Origin of the sequence: Hoeflea marina (genome assembly GCF_003182275.1) — a bacterium.
In the GTDB taxonomy this organism is placed as follows: Bacteria; Pseudomonadota; Alphaproteobacteria; order Rhizobiales; family Rhizobiaceae; genus Hoeflea; species Hoeflea marina.
The window spans coordinates 82,165-100,544 of record NZ_QGTR01000003.1; the positions used below are offsets into that span (position 1 = coordinate 82,165).

The following is an 18,380-nucleotide window of genomic DNA, read 5'->3' on the forward strand; positions in this document are numbered from 1 at the left end:
AATGGCGGCGCTGGCCGCCCATGCGGATGCCGGCCCGGCCATGGCGGAATTCTCCGTGCACGGCACGGCAGTGACATGTGATCCGAACGGCATCCTGATGCTGCCCGATTCCGGCGTGATGGTGGTCTCCGACCTGCACCTGGAAAAAGGCGCGGCCTTCGCACGACGCGGCCTGATGCTGCCGCCCTACGACACGGCGGCAACGCTGGCGCGGCTGGCCGTGGCGATCGCCCGGCATGATCCGAAGACCGTGATCAGCCTCGGCGACAGCTTTCACGACCGCAACGGCTCGATTCACATGCCGGACATCTATCGGGCCGGCCTGCGCGAGCTGCAGCGCGGCCGCGACTGGATCTGGGTCGAGGGCAACCATGATCCGGACGCGCCGGCCGGGCTGGATGGCAGCTGGTGCAGCGAGGTCCATATCGAGACGCTCTGCCTGCGGCATGAGCCCTCCGCCCGCGCCGCAGCCGGCGAGATCGCCGGGCACCTGCATCCGGTCGCCCGTGTTGTCCGCCGCGGCAAGGCGGTGCGCCGGGCCTGCTTCGCCAGCGACGGCACCCGCCTGCTGATGCCCGCCTTCGGCTCCACCACAGGCGGCCTGGAACTGCGCCATCCGGCCATGCGTCACCTCTTCGACCGCTCCAAGCTGATTGCCCATCTGCTCGGGCGCGAGCGCATCTATTCGGTGGCTTTCGGGCGGATGATCGGCTGAGGCGGAACACTCCGCCGGGATGCCCGGGCGCCACTCAGAGCGCTTCTCCTTTTCGCAAAATCCGAGAGGCGCTTGGAGTATTGGCTTACAGCGTTGTCCGGCGACGAAGTGAACTTCACCTCCTCTGGAAACACTCTAAAGCACATCGCGGGAACCCAGCTTCACGCGATGTGCTTTAGCTCTTTGTAATTATGCATGTCGTGATCCCGAAACCGCTGCACACTTTCGGGCGACATGCATTAGTCCTTGCGGAAGACGACGCTGGCAAGCCAGCCGGTGACCAGCGCCAGCAACACGGAAACGATGCCGTAGGCGAACGAGTACTGGTGCGCGAAATTGTAGGTGAACTGCTCCAGGCCGGTCTTGACCACTCTGAGCGGCAGACTGGTCTCCATGACGTATTCACCGTTCTTGTAGAGCACGGCGCGGACCTTGTGCAGTCCGACGGGAATGTTGGCAGGCAGGAACACCGAGGCTCGGAACAGGCTTTTCGAGATGAACTCGACGCCATCGGGCACGCGCTGATAGAGACCGCTGGAGCGCTTGATGCGGCGCAATGCGTCGCGGAAATCGCCCAGCAGGCTGCCGTCTCCCAACCCGCCCGAGGGCGCGAGGCGGATATTGTTGATTCCGATGTCACGCGATGACAGGTCCATCGGGGACGCGATGTTCTCGAGCGGTCGGGTGCTCGACATCGAATAGGATGCGGGGATCGGCTCGAAGCTGATCGAATGGCGGTTGACCCAGATCCCCGCCACACGCTCCTTGCGGCGGACAGTCGTCGTGCGCATCGGCCCCTCAAGCGCCACCACGACATCGTAGGCACCGATCTGCAGCAGCAATTCGTCGACATCGTCGATGGCCCCGAACACCGTGATCCCGGCGCCGGCGAAATCCGAGCTGATCGCGATCTCGTTGGTCGAAATGCCGATGTCGAGACGCTCGCGGAACTTGTCGTTGCGGCTGCCCGCCGGCTCGATGATCTGACCGGCGGCAGCCGATTGCAGCGCGAGCAATCCTATGAGGGCGAGCAGCAGCCGCATCAGTATCCAAAGCTCCCGGTGATGACGGAGTAGATTTCCGCGGGCGGAGCAATCAGCCCGTAGGCAAGGCGGATGCCGACGGCCAGCACCAGCAATGCCAGCCCGGCGCGGAGTTGTTCGCCGCGCATCTTCTGCCCCACACGCAGTCCGTACTGGGCGCCGATGACACCGGCGATCATCAGCAGGCCGCCCAGCACGATGTCGACCGAATAGTTGGTCGTCGCCTGAACGATGGTGGTGAAGGCGGTGACGAAGATGATCTGGAACAGCGACGTGCCGATGACGACATTGGTGGGAATGCGCAGCAGATAGATCATGGCGGGAACCATGATGAAGCCGCCGCCGACGCCCATCACGGAGGTCAGCACTCCGATGCAGAAGCCGAGCACGATGACCGGGATCACGCTGAGATAGAGCTTGGAGCGCTTGAACCGCATCTTCAGCGGCAGGCGGTGAACCCAGTTGTGCTGACCGGGCTTGCGAAGTGACACCTGCTTGTTGGCAGCCGTCCGGCGCATCGAGCGGACGCTTTCCCAAAGCATCAGTCCGCCGATGGATCCGAGGAAGACCACATACAGCAGGGAGATGATCAGATCGAGTTGGCCGAGCTTGCGCAGATAGACGAAGATCTGAATGCCGGCCGAGGCACCGAGCAGACCGCCGATCAGCAGCATCGTGCCGAGCTTGAGGTCGAGCGTGCCGCGGCGGAAATGGGTGAGCGCTCCCGAAATCGAAGAGGCCACCACCTGGTTGGCGCCGGTGGCGACTGCCACGGCGGGCGGAATATTGTAGAAGATCAGCAGCGGCGTGATCAGAAATCCGCCGCCCACGCCAAACATGCCCGAAAGGAATCCGACGGCCCCGCCCATTCCCAGAATCACCAGGATATTGACCGACAGTTCAGCGATCGGAAGGTAGATGGTCACCTCGTGCTCCCGGAGACTGCGAACAAGGGAAGCGGGCCTGGCCCGATAGTGGATAGGTCGTTTCTGCGCGCTTCATCAGGCTGAGTCAATTCAAACCCGAGCTCCAGACCGGATTGGCCGGATCGGTTTCAATCAACTGGCCTCACGGACGCCGATCGGGAGGCCTCAGCCGTTGCGGGCCAGCAGCTCCCTGACCAGGACATCGGTGATTTCGCCGGTCGGTTCCATGCCCGCCGATTGCTGGAAGGCCTTGATCGCGCTCACCGTCTTGGCGCCCATCACGCCATCGGCGGTTCCGGCATCAAAGCCCAGCTTGTTCAGGATCGCCTGGATGTTGCGGATTGCCTTGGTCATGTCGACCGACGCGGTGCGGGTCTCGACACCGCCCCACTCCGCCGGGATCTCGACGGAGTTGGCAGCATCATTGAGGGGTTCGGGCTTCCAGCCGGCGACGAGGGCCTTGGCATTCTCGGCCTGTTCGGGACGGAGTGCGTTGTAGACTTCATCGCGCTTGGCGGCGGCATCCTTGTCGCCTTCACTGGCCGCCACGGCGAACCATTTGTAGGATTGTTCAAGATCGCGGGGGACGCCGTCGCCGCGGGCATAGAGGATGGCAAGGTTGACCTGGCTGTCGCGAACACCGACCTCGGCAGCCTTGATGAACCAGGTGGCAGCCGACTCGTAGTCCGGCGCCGCACCTGTGGTGGCGTAGAGAACCGCGAGGTTGTGCATGGCGCTGGCATTGCCCTGTTCGGCGGCCAGTTGATACCATTTCTTGGCCTCGTTGATATCACGATCGATACCGCTGCCCTTTTCGTAGAAATTGGCAATGCGGTATTCCGCAGGTGCGTGGCCAAGATTGGCGGCACGCAGATACCAGGCGGCGGCGCGCTCAAGATCAACCGGGGCGCCACGGCCATCGGTGAAGCGGGAACCGATTTCATAGAAGGCCAGCGGATTGCCGTCCACCGCAGCCCGGCTCAGGGCCGCGGGGATGAAGCCGTCCGGCAAGGCATCGAGATCCGCCTGGAGCACGGCACCGGCATCGGCGGCAGGGACAGGCTGGCCGGTGGACTGCGCGCTCACCGGCTCGACAACCGGTGCAGGGCTATCGGCGGCCTGCTCTGCAGACGCGCTTGTTCCCGGCGTATCGGCCGCCTCAGGCTCGACAAGCCGGATCTCAGGGGCAGGCGCAGCCCCGGCATCGGCGCCGGCCGGGGCCGCAGGCTCGACCACTGCCTCGGGGCTCGCCGCGCTGTTTTCATCGGGCGCTGCGGGAACCGCGGGCTCGACAATCACCGGATCGTTGACTGCCTGCTCCACCAGCGGATCGTCAGCCAAGAACCCCTGAATGAGGGGCAACGTCATGACGACGAGCAGCACGGCGCCGACAGCCATGAGGATGGGCTTGCGGCGCGCCTTGACGATGTCGAGAAGGCCGGAGCGGCTGCCCGTCTTGCCGTTTCGACTGAACGTCTCGACCTCGGCTGCCGCGGCCATGGCCGCACGGCGGGCGGAGGCGAGGAATTCCGCCTTGTCCATGCCCGAGCCTTGGGTCTCGCCGCGGCCACGCTCCGCGGCCTGGGCTTCACGAACCTTCTGAAGGATGCGATTGATGTCGGGAGCTCCCGAGCCGGGTTCAAGCGGCATGTTGGCCGTCGCCGGATCGAGCTCGAGGGCCGGCTCCAGCGGCGGTACATGGGCCTCGGTGAAACGGGGCTCCGCGGGGCCTTCCTGCCTAGACCCTTCCTTCGACGAACGGATGCGGGACGCGATCCCGGCCAGGAACGAGCGCTCGCCGGCGGCCTTCGCCGAGGCGGCGGCGTCGGGCTGCCCCGAGGCCGCTTCGGCGGCAGCAGCGTGTTCAGCCGCAAGCGCGGCCGCCACTGCCGGTGCACGCGCAGGTCTGGCCGGCCGGCCAATCGACTCCGCCGCATCGGCGTGCTGCGGCAGTCTTTCGTCGCCCGAGCCATCATGATCATCATCGAAGGAGGCGGCCATGGCCCGGTCGAGCGCTTCCAGTGATGCCTGAGGCATGGTGCTCACCGGCTGCGGTGCCGAAGGGCGGGCGGCCGGCGTCATGTCGAGGTTTTCCAGCCGGCCGGCGATCTTGAGCAGGGTGTCCTGAACCGCCTCGAATGCGCGGGCCGTGCGGTCGTCGCTCTTGCGGCTCAGCTGTTCGAGCGACTTGAGGTCGTCGGCCAGCGCGCTGATGATCTCGATATTGGCGATCGATTGCGGCGTCGATTGCCCCGCCGTCTGGCCGGAATAGGCCGAAAGCGCCGCTTCGGCTGCCTGGCGGGCGGCTTCGATCACATATTCGTCGCTGGTGGCGAGGTGCTCCTCGATGGAGGCGAGCCGCAGGTCGATGGCGTCTGATCCGGCGCCTGCGGCACCCGACGAGATCAGCTCCGACAGATTGGCGATCTGGGTTTCGAGACTGCGCATGGCATCGTCGCTGCCACCGGACCCGGCATAGGCGTGGTCGAGACGCTCCGCAATATCGGTCAGGCGGGCTTCGATGGTCTCAAGACCGTGCAGCGACACGCTGTCGATCATCCCCTGCGGAGCCGACGGCCGATCGAGCCGCACGACGATATCGGCCAGCCTGGCCTCCAGATTTTCAAGGCCCGGCAACGGCTCGGCCGGCCGCGACGCGGTTTCCTCGGCGCGTCCGAGCAGCGATTCGAGCCGGCCGATGACGGCGTCCGGGATGGCGGCGGCAGCCTGCGGGGCGGGCGCCGGAATGCTGTCTATCCGGCTTGCCAGGTCGTCGAGCCGCGCGGCCAGCGAGTCGCTGACGCTGCGCGCGTCCATGCGGTCGATCTTGCCTGCGAGTTCGGCGAAATGGTCGGTGAAATCCGGCAGACTGGCCTCGCCGGAACCGGACTCGAGCATCAGCTGCATGTTGGCGAGCCGGGCATCAAGCCGGCCGATGGCCTCGTCATCTGCAAGTTCAGCCACACGGGCGGCCAGCCGTTCAATGCGGTCGCCGAAATCGTCGAGCGAGCCGGTCGGCTCGAGCGTGTCGATCTTCTTGGCCATGGAGTTGAGCCGGGCCTCGAGCCGCTCGAGCGAGGCGGCATCAAACCTGTCGGCCGGCGTCGACTGGATGATGGCGACGGCGCGACTGATCTCGTCAAGACGCTCGGCGAGCGTGTCGAACTGCTGCATCATCTCCGCGGCCGAGATCGACGGCGCTGTGGCCAGGGCCTCGATGCCGCTCGCCAGTTGACTGACCCTGGCCTCAAGGGCCTGCACCGGACCGGAGCCCGGCATGGCGGCAAGCGCCTCGCGGATGTCGTCGATGCGGTAGGCGAGATTGACCAGCTCCTCGCGCAGGCCGCCGACATCGATCCCTGCCACCTGCTCTTCCACCGTCTGCCAGCGCGACTTGAGATCACGCACGCTGTCCTCGCGGGCAAGTCCGTCGATGGTCGCGCGCAGGGTTTCGAGCTCATGGCGCAGGGCATCGGCCGTGCCGCCGTGGTCGCCAAGGCGGTCGACGCTGGCGGAGATCCTGGCGAGGTCATGCCGCAGATCCTCGGGTATCGCGGTTTCACGGGCATCGACCGTGAGCCCGTGCATTTCCTCACGCAGCGCGCCGATCTCTGTGGCCAGGCTGTCCTTGATATCGGCCTTGAGTTCGCGGCGCATCTCGGCAAGCATCGCCGAAAGGCCGCGCAGGTCCCGGTCGTCGGAGCGCATGGCGGAGTCCGGCTGGCTGCCGGGACGTTGCGGCTGATGAGCGCCGCCGCGCAGGCTGCGGTTCTCGAGCTGACGCTGGCGGGCGCGGATCTCCTCCAGCGGGTCGCCGGCCGCGGGCGTCGGCTGGTGCGCCGGCCGGGGCTGCGCCTGCCGGCCGGAGCCGATCAGTCCTTCGATACGGGCTTCGAGCCCTTCGATTGTCCGGTTCAGCGCGTCCAGCGAGGAATCCTGTGGTCCAGGCCGGTTGGGGTATGATCGCGATCCGTTCATGTGCATGTCCGCTCTGACTGATGACCCGGAGCTTTCGCTCGCCTTCAAACCGTTTCCACCGTTGGCCCGCCGCCGCCCGGACCCAGGCCCTGGCGGCGACGATCCGATCGGCTTTCCGGGACAACGCGTGACAGAAAGAATCCGGGAGTAACTGCTCGTTGTCCGCACATTCCGCGAAACGTGGTAAACAACCCGTTAACCAAGGTTACTTTTCTGCTTTAATTGCGCCATTTTTTACGCGACTTGACGCTAGGTAAGAAATATTGTCTGAGATCGGAGGCTGGCCGGAGTGGCCGGACCGTGATTATCCCCGACCGGGCGGCACAGCACAGATCATGAACGACAGCGACAGCGACGAAGCGATCTACAAGATTGGCGACCTGGCGGCCGAATTCGGGGTGACGCTGCGGACTCTTCGCTTCTATGAGGATCGCGGCCTACTCACTCCGAAGCGCTCCGGCGTCACCCGGCTCTTTACCAAGCGCGACCGTGCACGGCTCAAACTCATTCTTCTCGGCAAGCGCGTCGGTTTCTCGCTGACAGAAGTCAAGCGGATGATCGATCTCTACGATCCGCGTGGCAAGAACGTCACCCAGCTGAAGGTGGCACTGGAAAAGGGCGAGATGCAGATGCGGGTGCTCGAGGAGCAGCGCGACAGTCTAAACGTCGCCATCAGCGAACTCGAGCGCACGGTGAAGACTGTCCGCGACATGCTCGCCAACGGCGCCTGACCAGCGCCCGCGCCACGCGACGCCCTCGCCGCCATACCGTTCCCGATCCCGCGCCTGTCCACCCGCACAGACCGATGCGCGCGCCGGCATATTGCTCTCCCAGGCATCTGCCGGCGCCTTTCGCAAGTGCAGCCACCTTTTCATTTTCACGGCATTTTCCGGTCAAGATGGCGCAAAACATGCATTTTCCGTTGTTTTTGGCAGGGCCGGAAGGCCTGAACGCCAGAATCTCCTTTTTTTAACGTTTACGCGCACGTCAAAATTGACTATGCATTGGATTGAGGATCGCGGCGCGGTGACGCCACGTGGAAACGAACATTGGTGAGGATCACATGCCAATCTACAAGGCGCCGGTCGAAGACACGCTTTTCATTCTCAACGACGTGCTCGGCTATGAGCGCTATTCGAACCTTCCCGGTTTCGCCGATGCCAGCCCCGACATTGTCGAGGCGATCCTGCAGGAGGGCGCGCGGATCGCGGAAGAAGTTTTCCTGCCGCTCAACAAGTCCGGCGACAGCGAAGGCTGCGTGCGCCATGATGATGCCACGGTGACCACGCCGAAGGGCTTCAAGGACGCCTACAAGCAATATTGCGAGGGCGGCTGGCTCGGTCTTGCAGCCGATCCGGAATATGGCGGCCAGGGCCTGCCCTATGCGCTGCACACGGCGGTCAGCGAATACATGATCTCCGCCAACATGTCGCTGATGATGTATCCGGGCCTGACCCAGGGTGCGGTTGCCGCCATCCACGTGCACGGCAGCGCCGAGCAGAAGGCCAAATACCTGCCGAAGATGATCGAGGGGGTCTGGACCGGCACCATGAACCTGACCGAGCCGCATTGTGGCACGGATCTCGGCCTGCTGCGCACCAAGGCCGCGCCGCAGGACGACGGCAGCTACAGGATTTCCGGCCAGAAGATCTTCATCTCGGCCGGCGAACACGACATGTCCGACAACATCGTGCATCTGGTGCTGGCACGCATCGAGGGCGCGCCGGAGGGCGTGAAGGGCATCTCGCTGTTCATTGTGCCCAAGTTCATGGTCGGTGACGACGGCTCGCTCGGTGACCGCAATCCGGTGACATGCGGTTCCATCGAAGAGAAGATGGGGATCCACGGCAACGCGACCTGCGTGATGAACTATGACGAGGCCACCGGCTATCTCCTCGGCAAGGAGAACGAAGGTCTCAAGGCCATGTTCGTGATGATGAACGAAGCCCGCCTCGGCGTCGGACTGCAAGGTCAGGCAATGGGCGAGATCGCCTACCAGAATGCAGCCGCCTACGCCCGCGAACGGCTGCAGGGCCGCTCGCTGTCCGGCGCCAAGGAGCCGGAGAAGAAGGCCGATCCGATCATCGTCCATCCCGACATCCGGCGCACGCTGATGACCATCAGGGCCTTCAACGAAGCCGGCCGCGCATTCGCCCTCTGGACAGCGCTGAAATCCGACGTCGCCCACAAGTCCGAGGTCGACAGCGACATCCAGGAGGCCGACGACCTGCTCACCCTGGTGACGCCGATCGTCAAGGGCGTGCTCACCGACAAGGGCTTCGACCATGCGGTGATGGCGCAGCAGGTGTTCGGCGGCCATGGCTACATCGAGGAATGGGGCATGAGCCAGTATGTGCGCGACGCACGCATCGCGATGATCTACGAAGGCGCCAACGGCATCCAGGCACTCGATCTCGTGGGCCGCAAGCTCGGCGCCAATGGCGGTCGCGCGGTGATGGCGTTCTTCAAGGAAGTCGGCGATTTCTGCGAGGAAAACCGCAGCAATGAGGCGTTGGCGCCCCACACCAAGGCCCTGAAGAAGGGCCTCAACGACCTGCAGGCCTCGACCATGTGGCTGATGCAGAACGCCATGGCCAAGCCCGACAACGCAGGGGCGGCCTCGACCGACTACCTGCACCTCTTCGGACTGGTGGCGCTGGGCTACATGTGGGCGATGATGGCGCGCGCGGCGCTCGCCAAGCAGGCGGAAGGCGACAGCGCAGGGGCGGAATTCTACGCCAACAAGCTGACCACCGCACGCTTCTACATGGAGCGCATCATGCCGGAGACAGCATTGCGCAAGATACGTGTCGAAGCCGGTTCGGATTCGATGATGGAGCTGGCCGCCGACGCATTCTGATTTTGGTGAGGGCGGAGGCGGAGCCTCGCGCCCGGTTGAGGAGAAAGACATGGCTACCATGCCGTCGGAAGTGCTTGGCGTACCGCGCCCGGACTGGATGGAAGACGACGTCGCGATGCTCGAGGACATGGCCTATCGCTGGCTCGAGTCGGAAGTGGCGCCGCATTACGACCGCTACGAGAAGCAGGAGATGGTCGACCGCAGCGCCTGGGAGGCGGCCGGTGCCGCAGGCCTGCTCTGCGCCTCGATGCCGGAGGAATACGGGGGCTCGGGCGGCACCTATGCGCATGAGGCGGTGATCGCCGAGGCGCTCGGCCGCGTCGGCACGGACGGCTTCGGCATCGCACTCCACAACGCCATCGTCGCCCCCTACATCCTGCATTTCGGCTCCGAGGAGCAGAAGAAGAACTGGCTGCCGCGGATGGCCAGCGGTGAACTGATCGGCGCCATCGCCATGACCGAGCCCGGCGCCGGCTCCGACCTGCAGGGCATCAAGACGACGGCGAAAAAGGATGGCAACCACTACGTCATCAACGGCTCGAAGACCTTCATCACCAATGGCCAGCACGCCAACCTGGTGATCGTGGCCACCAAGACCGACCCGACCAAGGGCGCCAAGGGCGTCTCGCTGATGGTGATCGAGACCGAAGAGGTCGAGGGCTACCGCCGAGGCCGCAATCTCGACAAGGTCGGGCTCAAGGCCAACGACACGTCCGAGCTGTTCTTCGACGATGTGCGCATCCCGACCGCCAACATGCTCGGCACCGACGAAGGCCAGGGGTTCGCCCAGTTGATGACCGAGCTGCCGCAGGAGCGGCTGCTGATCGCCAACCAGGCGATCTCGATGATCGAGCGGGCGCTCGCCATCACCATCGACTACGTCAAGGAGCGCAAGGCCTTCGGCAAGGCGGTGATCGAGTTCCAGAACACCCAGTTCAAGCTCGCCGAACTCAAGTCGGAAGCGGTGATGGCGCGGGTCTTCGTCAATCACTGCATCGGCGAACACCTCAAGGGCCGGCTCACCGCCACCACCGCATCGATGGTCAAGTACCTGACCACCGACCTGCAGTGCAAGGTGGTGGACGAATGCGTCCAGTTGCACGGCGGCTACGGCTACATGAACGAGTATCCGGTGGCCCGCATGTTCCGCGACGCCCGCGTGCAGCGGATCTACGGCGGCACCAACGAAATCATGAAACTCTTGATCGCGCGGAGCCTCTGAGCCCCGCCAAACCGAGGAGACCACCCGATGGTTGACGTATTTGTTTATGATCATGCCCGCACCCCGCGCGGACGCGGCAAGAAGGACGGCAGCCTGCACGAGGTGCCGTCGGTGCGGCTCGCCGCCAGGATGCTCGAAGCCATCCGCGACCGCAACGGGCTTGACACGGCAACCGTCGATGACGTGATCCTCGGCTGTGTCGACGCGGTCGGCGAGGCCGGGGGCGACATCGCGCGCGCCGCCACCTTCGAGGCCGGCTACGCCACCGAGGCTCCGGGCATCCAGATCAACCGCTTCTGCGCCTCCGGGCTCGACGCGGTCAATCTTGCCGCGGGCAAGATCGCCTACGGCGCCGACGACATCGTCATTGCCGGCGGCGTGGAATCGATGTCGCGCGTCGGCATCGGCGCCCAGGGCGGCTCCTGGTTCATGGATCCGTCCGTCAACATCCCGTCCTACTTCATGCCGCAGGGCGTGTCGGCCGACCTGATCGCGACGAAATACGGATTCAGCCGTGACGACGTCGACGCCTACGCGGTGGAAAGCCAGAAGCGCGCCGCCCATTCCTGGGCCAAGGGCTATTTCGACAGATCGGTGGTGCCGGTCAAGGACATCAATGGCCTGACGATCCTCGACAAGGACGAGCACATGCGTCCGGGCACCGACATGCAGGCGCTGGCAAGCCTCAACGCCTCCTTCGTCATGCCGGCCGAAATGGGCGGGTTTGCCGCCGTCGCCATCCAGGCGCATCCGGAAATCGAGGCGCTCAATCATGTCCACCATGCCGGGAATTCGTCGGGCATCGTCGACGGCGCCAGCGTCGTGCTCATGGGCTCGAAGAAGGGCGGCAAGTCGATGGGGCTCACGCCGCGCGCCCGCATCCGGGCCTTCGCCAATATCGGCTCCGAGCCGGCGCTGATGCTGACCGGACCGGTCGATGTGACCGAGAAGCTCCTGAAGCGCGCCAAGATGAAGATCTCGGACATCGACCTGTTCGAGCTCAACGAGGCCTTTGCCGCCGTGGTGCTGCGCTATTGCCAGGCCTTCGACATTCCGTCCGACAGGATCAACGTCAATGGCGGCGCCATCGCCATGGGGCATCCGCTTGGCGCCACCGGCGCGATGATCCTCGGCACAGTGCTCGACGAACTCGAACGCCGCAATCTCAACACCGCGCTCGTCACTCTGTGCATCGGCGCCGGGATGGGCACGGCAACGATCATCGAACGCGTCTGATCACGGAGAAAATGACCATGACCACCACCAATTTCACCGTAGACACCGATTCCGACGGCATCGCGCTCGTCACCTGGGACATGCCCGGCAAGTCGATGAATGTCTTCACCCAGGCCGTGCTCGAGGAGCTCGACGGGATCGTCGACCGGGTCGTCGCCGACGCCGACATCAAGGGGGTGGTCTTCACCTCCGGCAAGGCGTCGTTCTCGGGCGGCGCTGACCTGACCATGATCAAGTCGATGTTCGACCTCATGGAAGAGGAGAAGCGCACCAATCCCGACAATGCACAGAAGCTTCTGTTCGACATGGTCGGCCGGATGAGCGGACTGTTCCGCAAGATCGAGACCTGCGGCAAACCGTGGGTCTCGGCGATCAACGGCGTGTGCATGGGCGGCGCGTTCGAACTCTCGCTCGCCTGCCACGGCCGTGTGGCGGCGGACTCGCCCGCCGTCAAGATGGGCCTGCCGGAAGTCAAGGTCGGCATCTTCCCCGGCGCCGGCGGCACCCAGCGCGTGCCGCGCCTTGCCAATGCGCAGGACGCGCTGCAGATGATGACGACCGGCTCGACGCTGACGCCGCAGCGTGCCAAGGCCATGGGCCTCATCCACGAGATTGCCGAGCCGAAGAAGCTCGTCTCGGCCGCCAAGGCCATGATCAAGGGCGGGCTCAAGGCGGTGGCGCCCTGGGACGAAAAGGGTTTCAAGCTGCCCGGCGGCCTGATCTGGTCAGCCCAGGGCGCCCAGCTCTGGCCGGCGGCCTCGGCGATCTACCGACGCGAGACACAGAACAACTATCCCGCCGCGGCCGCCATCCTGAAGAGCGTGTTCGAAGGCCTGCAGGTTCCCATCGACACGGGACTGAGGATAGAGCAGCGCTATTTCAGCCACATCCTGCAGACCTCCGAAGCCCGTTCGATGATCCGCTCGCTGTTCGTCTCGATGCAGGAGATCAACAAGGGCGCCCGCCGCCCCGAGGGCATCAAGCCGACCAAGTTCCGCAAGGTGGGCGTCGTCGGCGCCGGCTTCATGGGCGCCAGCATCGCCTATGTGACGGCGAAGGCCGGCATCCCCGTGGTGCTGATCGACCGTGACCTGGACGCCGCCGGCAAGGGCAAGGCCCATTCGGAGGACCTGGTGAAGAAGGACATCCAGAAGGGCAAGACCACGCGCGAGGACGGCGACAAGCTGCTCTCGCTGATCACGCCTTCGGCCGACTATGCCGACATCGCGGAAGCCGACCTGGTCATCGAGGCGGTGTTCGAGGACCGCGACGTCAAGAAGGCGGTGACCGAGGCCGTGGAGGCCGAGATCCGTCAGACGGCGGTGTTCGCGTCCAACACCTCGACCCTGCCGATCACCGGCCTGGCAAAGAACTCGAAGCGCCCGAAGAACTTCATCGGGATCCACTTCTTCTCGCCTGTCGACAAGATGATGCTCACCGAGATCATCCTCGGCCGCAAGACCTCGGACAAGGCGCTGGCCACGGCGATGGATTTTGTCGCGGCGATCAAGAAAACGCCCATCGTGGTCAACGACACCCGCGGCTTCTTCGTCAATCGCTGCGTGCTGCGCTACATGAACGAATCCTACAACATGCTGGTGGAAGGCGTGCCGCCGGCCATGATCGAGAATGCCGCCAAGATGGCCGGCATGCCGGTCGGGCCGCTGGCGCTCAACGACGAGGTGGCCATCGACCTGTCGCTGAAGATCATCCGCGCCTCCATCGCCGATCTCGGGGAAGGCGCTGTCGATCCGCGCCATCTCGAACTGATCGAACGCATGGTGGAAAAGGAAGGCCGGCTGGGCCGCAAGAACGGCAAGGGCTTCTACGACTATCCGGCCAAGCCGGCCAAGAAGCATCTGTGGCCGGAGCTCAAGACGCTCTATCCGCAGCAGGATGCCGACAAGGTCGACGTCAAGGAGCTGCAGAACCGCTTCCTGGCCTGCATCGCCCTTGAAGCGGCGCGGACCATGGAAGAGGGCATCGTCACCGATCCCCGCGAGGCCGATCTCGGCACCATTCTCGGCTTCGGCTTCGCGCCCTACACCGGCGGCGCGCTGTCCTATATCGACTCCATGGGAGCCGACGTCTTCCTGGCCATGTGCAAGGGCCTGGCGCGCAAATACGGCCGACAGTTCCGGGCGCCGAAGCTGCTCATCGACATGGCCGCGAAGGGCGAGACGTTCTATGGCCGCTTCAATCCGCATGCGGAGACGAAGACGGCGGCCTGAGACCGGCGCGCGCCAAGGAAAATCGAGCGGGCCTTCGGGCCCGTTTCGCTGCGCGCAGCCGCTTTCCCCATCCCCCGGACTGATTGTCGCCGCGTCGATCACGCTTGTCATCTTAGGGGCTTGCGGAGACCTGCCGGATTTAGCACTGTGCCGGAAATTCAGGGAGGCGCTCGGCCATGACCACGATCGACTATTATTTCTATTCCGCCTCGCCCTTCACCTATCTCGGCCATCAGCTCATCTGCGAGGTCGCCGAGCGGCACAAGGCGAAACTCAACTTCAAGCCGGTCAACCTGTTTTCGGTCTGGGAGACCTCGGGCGCCGTGCCGCCGGCCAAGCGTCCGCCGGTGCGGCAACGGCTCAGGCTGATCGAACTGCAGCGTCTGGCGGAGTATCGCGGCCTGCCGATCAATCCGCATCCGAAGCATTTTCCGATCGATGCCTCGCTGGCCGACAGGACCGTCATCGCCCTGGTCGAGAACGGCCACGACCCGAGCATCTTCCTGTTCAAGGTGCTGGCCGGTGTGTGGGCGCGCGAGGAGGATGTATCCGACGAGCGCGTGCTGGCGTCCTACCTGTCGCAGTCCGGGCTGGACCCGAAGCCGGCGCTGGATGATGCCAAGAGCGACGAGGTGGCGGCCATCCGCGAGCGAAATTCCGCCGAGGCGATCGCCGCGGACGCCGTCGGCGTTCCCACCTACGTGCTCAATGGCGAGCCGTTCTGGGGACAGGACCGGATCGAGCATCTGGAGAAGGCGCTGATCAGCGGCCGCCCGCCCTATCGCGCCCGCTGAGGATTGCACCGCATCGCAGGCTCGGAAGCTTGCTGCCGTGAGGATATTTTTCCTAGGCATCTTTACTTTTTGGCCTGCATTCGTGTAAAACAGGATGGCGGCCCGAGAGGGCTCGGCTGCCGCAATTCGCCCCTGGTTCGGGATCTGCCATGCTCTCGCATGAACGCATCTGGTCGGCACTCGACTCCCTGGCCGAACGCTACGGCCTGACCGCATCGGGCCTTGCCCGACGGGCCGGCCTGGACGCAACTGCCTTCAACAAGTCCAAACGCCGCGGCAGCGACGGGCGCGATCGCTGGCCGTCGACCGAATCCGTGTCCAAGGTGCTGCAGGCCACGGGCTCCTCGCTGGACGAATTCCTGACCCTGGTCCAGGGCGAGCAGCCGGCCCGGGAGTCTGCCTTCGCCGGAAGTGCGATTCCGCCGCAACCCGCGCCGATCCCGCTTCTGGGCTTCGCCCAGGCGGGTGCCGGCGGGTTTTTCGACGATGGCGGCTTTCCTGCCGGCCAAGGCTGGGATGTGGTCGACTTTCCGGCTGCCGCCTCGACGCGGCCGGGAGTCTATGCGCTCGAAATCCAGGGCGACAGCATGATGCCGCTCTATCGCGACGGCGACATTCTCATCGTCGAACCGGGCGCCCAGGTGAGGCGCGGCGACCGGGTGGTGGTACGGACCCGCGAGGGCGAAGTCATGGCCAAGGTGCTGCACCGCCAGACGCAGCGCGGCATCGATCTCGTCTCGCTCAACCCCGAGCATCCCAACCGCAGCTTCGACACCGACGAAATCGACTGGATGGCGCGGATCATCTGGGCCAGCCAGTAGGCCGGATCCGGCCGCATCGGCCGGCTTGCCGTCTCTCGTCCTTGCAGGTCGGCGCCGGAGTTCCTATTCTCCAACCAGATCGTTTTCGATTTCAACGAAATCACGTCACCGATCCAGTCTTTTGTTGTCCCTTGTCCCGTTGCGAAGCCTGGCGCTTTGCCGGGACAGGATCCAGTCCAAACCGGAAGCAGGCCATGACCGATCGCATTTCCACGCAAGACGCCCTCATCTACCTCATGGTCACCATGTCCGCCGTCGACACGGCGATGAATGACGCGGAATTCGCCCGCATCGGCCGCCTGGTGCGGTTCCTGCCGGTGTTCCAGGGTTATGACGACACGCAACTGGTGGAGGTGAGCCGAGCCTGCGCCGAGATCCTCAAGGGCCCCGAGGGCCTCGATATCGTGCTGGAAGTGGTCAAGGACGCGGTGGCGCCGAAGCTCTACGACACGGCCTATGCCCTGGCCGTCGAAGTCGCTTCGGCCGACTACAACATCCAGCAGGAGGAGATCCGGCTGCTGCAGATGCTGCGCGACCGTCTCGGCCTCGACAAGCTGACATGCGCGGCCATCGAGCGCGGTGCCATCGCCCGCTTCAGGCACGCCTGAGCGAGGCGGCGGGCGGCCGCCCGGCTTCGGTCCGCCGCGCCCCGAGGCGGCTCTCACCAAGATTTGTTTCGCAACCGCCTGACCGGCGTGTCAGGCTTCGCGACGGGCAGCGCCACAGGCGCGGCTCACCCGATCGATCGAGCCAGGAGACCCGATGACCCTGTTCGGACTGACTGAGCCGGTGCTGCGCCTGACAGCCTTCGGGCTGATCTTCGCCTGCCTTTCGCTCACGGAACTGCTGGCCCCGCGGCTCGAGCGCGCCGAACTGCATGGCGCATGGAAATCGCGCCGCTGGGCCACCAACATCGCCATGGTCGTGCTGTCATCGCTGGCGCTCCGTATCATCTTTCCGCTGGCAGCGGTCGGAACCGCGCTGTGGGCAGCATCGAACGGCTACGGCCTGTTTGCACATGTCGGACTGCCGGCCTGGCTGGCAGGCATCATCGCCTTCGTCGTTCTCGACTTCGCCGTCTGGCTCGAGCATCTCGTCAGCCACAAATGGACATGGCTGTGGCGGATCCACCGCATGCACCACGCCGACACCGGGATCGACCTCACGACCGCGCTCAGATTTCATCCGCTGGAGATCGTCCTGTCGATGCTGTGGAAGGCCACCGTCATCGTGGCGCTGGGACCGCCGGCCATCGCCGTTCTGGTCTTCGAGATCGTGCTCAACGGTTCTGCGATGTTCAATCACGCCAACATCAAGCTGCCGATCGGTGTCGACCGGTGGCTGCGCACGCTGATCGTGACACCCGACATGCACCGCATCCATCACTCGACGGACCCGCGCGAGACCGACTCGAACTACGGCTTCAATCTCGCCGTCTGGGACCGACTGTTTGCCACCTACACGCATCGGCCGAGACTGGGCGACGAGAAGATCGAAATCGGCCTGTCCGAGTATCGCGGCCTGTTGCCGGCCTCCCTGCCCTGGGCGCTGGCGCTGCCGTTCCGCTCGCGCCCTGCCGGGCGCCGGGAAGACTGAGGGATCAGTAGAGCCCGTTCGGGAACCAGCGCAGATAGAGCTCCGCGAACCGGCCGCTGCGATTGAGCGCAGCCAGCGCGTGATCGAAGGCGTCGGCGAGCGGCTGATTGTCCGGCGCCACCGCGATGGCCAGACCTTCGCCGAGATAGTCCACTGACAGAAAGGGGCCGTCGAAAAACCGGCAGCAACCTTCTGCGCCGGCGCTCGAGAGCCAGAACGACAGCTGCACGCCATCGCCATAGACGGCGTCCACGCCGCCCTTGCGCAGCGCATCGAACATCCAATCGGCGCGGTCAAACGTGACGGGCCGTATATCCGGAAACCAGTTCCGCAACATGGCCTCGTGCGCCGAATGGGCGAGCACGCCGACCCGACGGGCCGCAAGGGCGTCGGCGTCGGTGCCGCCGATGGCGGCGTCGCCGCGGATGACGAAGCGGGCAGGAAGCGCCAGGTAAGGCCGGGTGAAGCGATACCTGTCGCGGTTCTCCGCGGTGACCGCAATGCCGGCAATGAGCGCCTCGCCCTGAGCGTTGCCGAGCGCATTGCCGAGTTCGGACCAGGGCAGCGCCTGAATCTGGCATTTGTCCAGCGCCGACAGTTCATCGCAGATGGCACGGGCGAGATCGACATGAAAGCCCGAGAGCCGCCCGGTGCGGTCGAGAAAGCTGAAAGGCGGAAAATCCACACTGGTCAGAAATCGGATGCGGGATCGCGACGACAGGTCCGGGACGGCGATGCGCTCGCGCGGGTCCATATAATTGGGAACGGCGACCTCGGCGGCAGATCCGAGCATTGGAAGCAGCGCGAAAATCACACCAAAAATGCACGCTAGACGCGAAAATCCCTTAGTTTCGAGGGGTGTCAAACGATGCGCTTTAGCTACCATTGAAACGACGTCCGGTTGTCCACACGGTGTGTGTAGCAGAGTCATGGAACCAAACAACACTCTTCCACCACC

At 64.7% G+C, this 18,380-nt stretch carries 14 protein-coding genes; 10 read left to right on the forward strand and 4 right to left on the reverse strand.

Features of this window, described 5'->3' with window-relative positions:
• Nucleotide 1 precedes the first annotated feature (1 nt).
• Nucleotides 2-715, forward strand: a complete 714-nt coding sequence (gene pdeM, locus DFR52_RS11645) for a ligase-associated DNA damage response endonuclease PdeM (RefSeq protein WP_110032162.1) — start codon at nucleotides 2-4, stop codon at nucleotides 713-715.
• A gap of 239 nt (nucleotides 716-954) precedes the next feature.
• Here the strand turns inward: pdeM and DFR52_RS11650 are convergent, their stop codons facing one another.
• The 3 genes from DFR52_RS11650 to DFR52_RS11660 form a co-directional block, all read right to left on the reverse strand.
• Nucleotides 955-1,758 carry a TIGR02186 family protein gene (locus DFR52_RS11650; RefSeq protein ID WP_110032163.1) on the reverse strand — a complete coding sequence of 268 codons (804 nt, stop codon included), beginning with the start codon at nucleotides 1,756-1,758 and terminating at the stop codon, nucleotides 955-957.
• Nucleotides 1,758-2,684 (reverse strand): sulfite exporter TauE/SafE family protein, encoded by a 927-nt coding sequence (locus tag DFR52_RS11655; RefSeq protein WP_110032164.1) that lies wholly within the window; start codon nucleotides 2,682-2,684, stop codon nucleotides 1,758-1,760. The genes DFR52_RS11650 and DFR52_RS11655 overlap by 1 nt, the downstream gene beginning before the upstream one ends.
• A gap of 165 nt (nucleotides 2,685-2,849) precedes the next feature.
• A complete protein-coding gene (locus DFR52_RS11660) occupies nucleotides 2,850-6,662 on the reverse strand; it encodes a peptidoglycan-binding protein (RefSeq protein ID WP_110032165.1) in 3,813 nt (1,270 codons plus the stop codon).
• 335 nt (nucleotides 6,663-6,997) lie between these two features.
• On the opposite strand from DFR52_RS11660, the gene DFR52_RS11665 reads away from it, so the two are divergent.
• The 9 genes from DFR52_RS11665 to DFR52_RS11705 all read left to right on the forward strand — a co-directional run bounded on the left by DFR52_RS11665 (nucleotide 6,998) and on the right by DFR52_RS11705 (nucleotide 17,422).
• Nucleotides 6,998-7,393 carry a MerR family transcriptional regulator gene (locus tag DFR52_RS11665; protein WP_110032166.1) on the forward strand — a complete coding sequence of 132 codons (396 nt, stop codon included), beginning with the start codon at nucleotides 6,998-7,000 and terminating at the stop codon, nucleotides 7,391-7,393.
• A gap of 332 nt (nucleotides 7,394-7,725) precedes the next feature.
• Nucleotides 7,726-9,522, forward strand: coding sequence for an acyl-CoA dehydrogenase C-terminal domain-containing protein (locus DFR52_RS11670; RefSeq protein ID WP_110032167.1), 1,797 nt, complete (start codon nucleotides 7,726-7,728; stop codon nucleotides 9,520-9,522).
• 49 nt (nucleotides 9,523-9,571) lie between these two features.
• Entirely contained in the window at nucleotides 9,572-10,744 is a 1,173-nt protein-coding gene (locus DFR52_RS11675) for an acyl-CoA dehydrogenase family protein (RefSeq protein ID WP_110032168.1), read from the forward strand.
• A 27-nt stretch (nucleotides 10,745-10,771) separates the two neighbouring features.
• Nucleotides 10,772-11,980, forward strand: a complete 1,209-nt coding sequence (locus DFR52_RS11680; RefSeq protein WP_110032169.1) for an acetyl-CoA C-acetyltransferase — start codon at nucleotides 10,772-10,774, stop codon at nucleotides 11,978-11,980.
• A 17-nt stretch (nucleotides 11,981-11,997) separates the two neighbouring features.
• Entirely contained in the window at nucleotides 11,998-14,211 is a 2,214-nt protein-coding gene (locus DFR52_RS11685) for an FAD-dependent oxidoreductase (protein WP_110032823.1), read from the forward strand.
• A gap of 176 nt (nucleotides 14,212-14,387) precedes the next feature.
• On the forward strand, nucleotides 14,388-15,005 hold the full coding sequence (locus DFR52_RS11690) for a 2-hydroxychromene-2-carboxylate isomerase (RefSeq protein WP_110032170.1): 618 nt from the start codon (nucleotides 14,388-14,390) through the stop codon (nucleotides 15,003-15,005).
• Between the two features lie 149 nt (nucleotides 15,006-15,154).
• Nucleotides 15,155-15,826 (forward strand): S24 family peptidase, encoded by a 672-nt coding sequence (locus tag DFR52_RS11695; RefSeq protein ID WP_110032171.1) that lies wholly within the window; start codon nucleotides 15,155-15,157, stop codon nucleotides 15,824-15,826.
• A gap of 194 nt (nucleotides 15,827-16,020) precedes the next feature.
• A complete protein-coding gene (locus tag DFR52_RS11700) occupies nucleotides 16,021-16,434 on the forward strand; it encodes a tellurite resistance TerB family protein (RefSeq protein WP_110032172.1) in 414 nt (137 codons plus the stop codon).
• Between the two features lie 154 nt (nucleotides 16,435-16,588).
• A complete protein-coding gene (locus DFR52_RS11705) occupies nucleotides 16,589-17,422 on the forward strand; it encodes a sterol desaturase family protein (RefSeq protein WP_110032173.1) in 834 nt (277 codons plus the stop codon).
• Between the two features lie 4 nt (nucleotides 17,423-17,426).
• Here the strand turns inward: DFR52_RS11705 and DFR52_RS11710 are convergent, their stop codons facing one another.
• Entirely contained in the window at nucleotides 17,427-18,308 is an 882-nt protein-coding gene (locus tag DFR52_RS11710) for a transporter substrate-binding domain-containing protein (RefSeq protein WP_425351195.1), read from the reverse strand.
• Between the last annotated feature and the right edge of the window lie 72 nt (nucleotides 18,309-18,380).

What these genes read in the sequence shown, in the direction of transcription:
- pdeM (WP_110032162.1), top strand. Translation starts at nt 2, where the DNA reads ATGGCGGCGCTGGCCGCCCATGCGGATGCCGGCCCGGCCATGGCGGAA.
- DFR52_RS11650 (WP_110032163.1), bottom strand. Translation starts at nt 1,758, where the DNA reads ATGCGGCTGCTGCTCGCCCTCATAGGATTGCTCGCGCTGCAATCGGCT.
- DFR52_RS11660 (WP_110032165.1), bottom strand. Translation starts at nt 6,662, where the DNA reads ATGAACGGATCGCGATCATACCCCAACCGGCCTGGACCACAGGATTCC.
- DFR52_RS11665 (WP_110032166.1), top strand. Translation starts at nt 6,998, where the DNA reads ATGAACGACAGCGACAGCGACGAAGCGATCTACAAGATTGGCGACCTG.
- DFR52_RS11670 (WP_110032167.1), top strand. Translation starts at nt 7,726, where the DNA reads ATGCCAATCTACAAGGCGCCGGTCGAAGACACGCTTTTCATTCTCAAC.
- DFR52_RS11675 (WP_110032168.1), top strand. Translation starts at nt 9,572, where the DNA reads ATGGCTACCATGCCGTCGGAAGTGCTTGGCGTACCGCGCCCGGACTGG.
- DFR52_RS11680 (WP_110032169.1), top strand. Translation starts at nt 10,772, where the DNA reads ATGGTTGACGTATTTGTTTATGATCATGCCCGCACCCCGCGCGGACGC.
- DFR52_RS11685 (WP_110032823.1), top strand. Translation starts at nt 11,998, where the DNA reads ATGACCACCACCAATTTCACCGTAGACACCGATTCCGACGGCATCGCG.
- DFR52_RS11690 (WP_110032170.1), top strand. Translation starts at nt 14,388, where the DNA reads ATGACCACGATCGACTATTATTTCTATTCCGCCTCGCCCTTCACCTAT.
- DFR52_RS11695 (WP_110032171.1), top strand. Translation starts at nt 15,155, where the DNA reads ATGCTCTCGCATGAACGCATCTGGTCGGCACTCGACTCCCTGGCCGAA.
- DFR52_RS11700 (WP_110032172.1), top strand. Translation starts at nt 16,021, where the DNA reads ATGACCGATCGCATTTCCACGCAAGACGCCCTCATCTACCTCATGGTC.
- DFR52_RS11705 (WP_110032173.1), top strand. Translation starts at nt 16,589, where the DNA reads ATGACCCTGTTCGGACTGACTGAGCCGGTGCTGCGCCTGACAGCCTTC.
- DFR52_RS11710 (WP_425351195.1), bottom strand. Translation starts at nt 18,308, where the DNA reads ATGGTAGCTAAAGCGCATCGTTTGACACCCCTCGAAACTAAGGGATTT.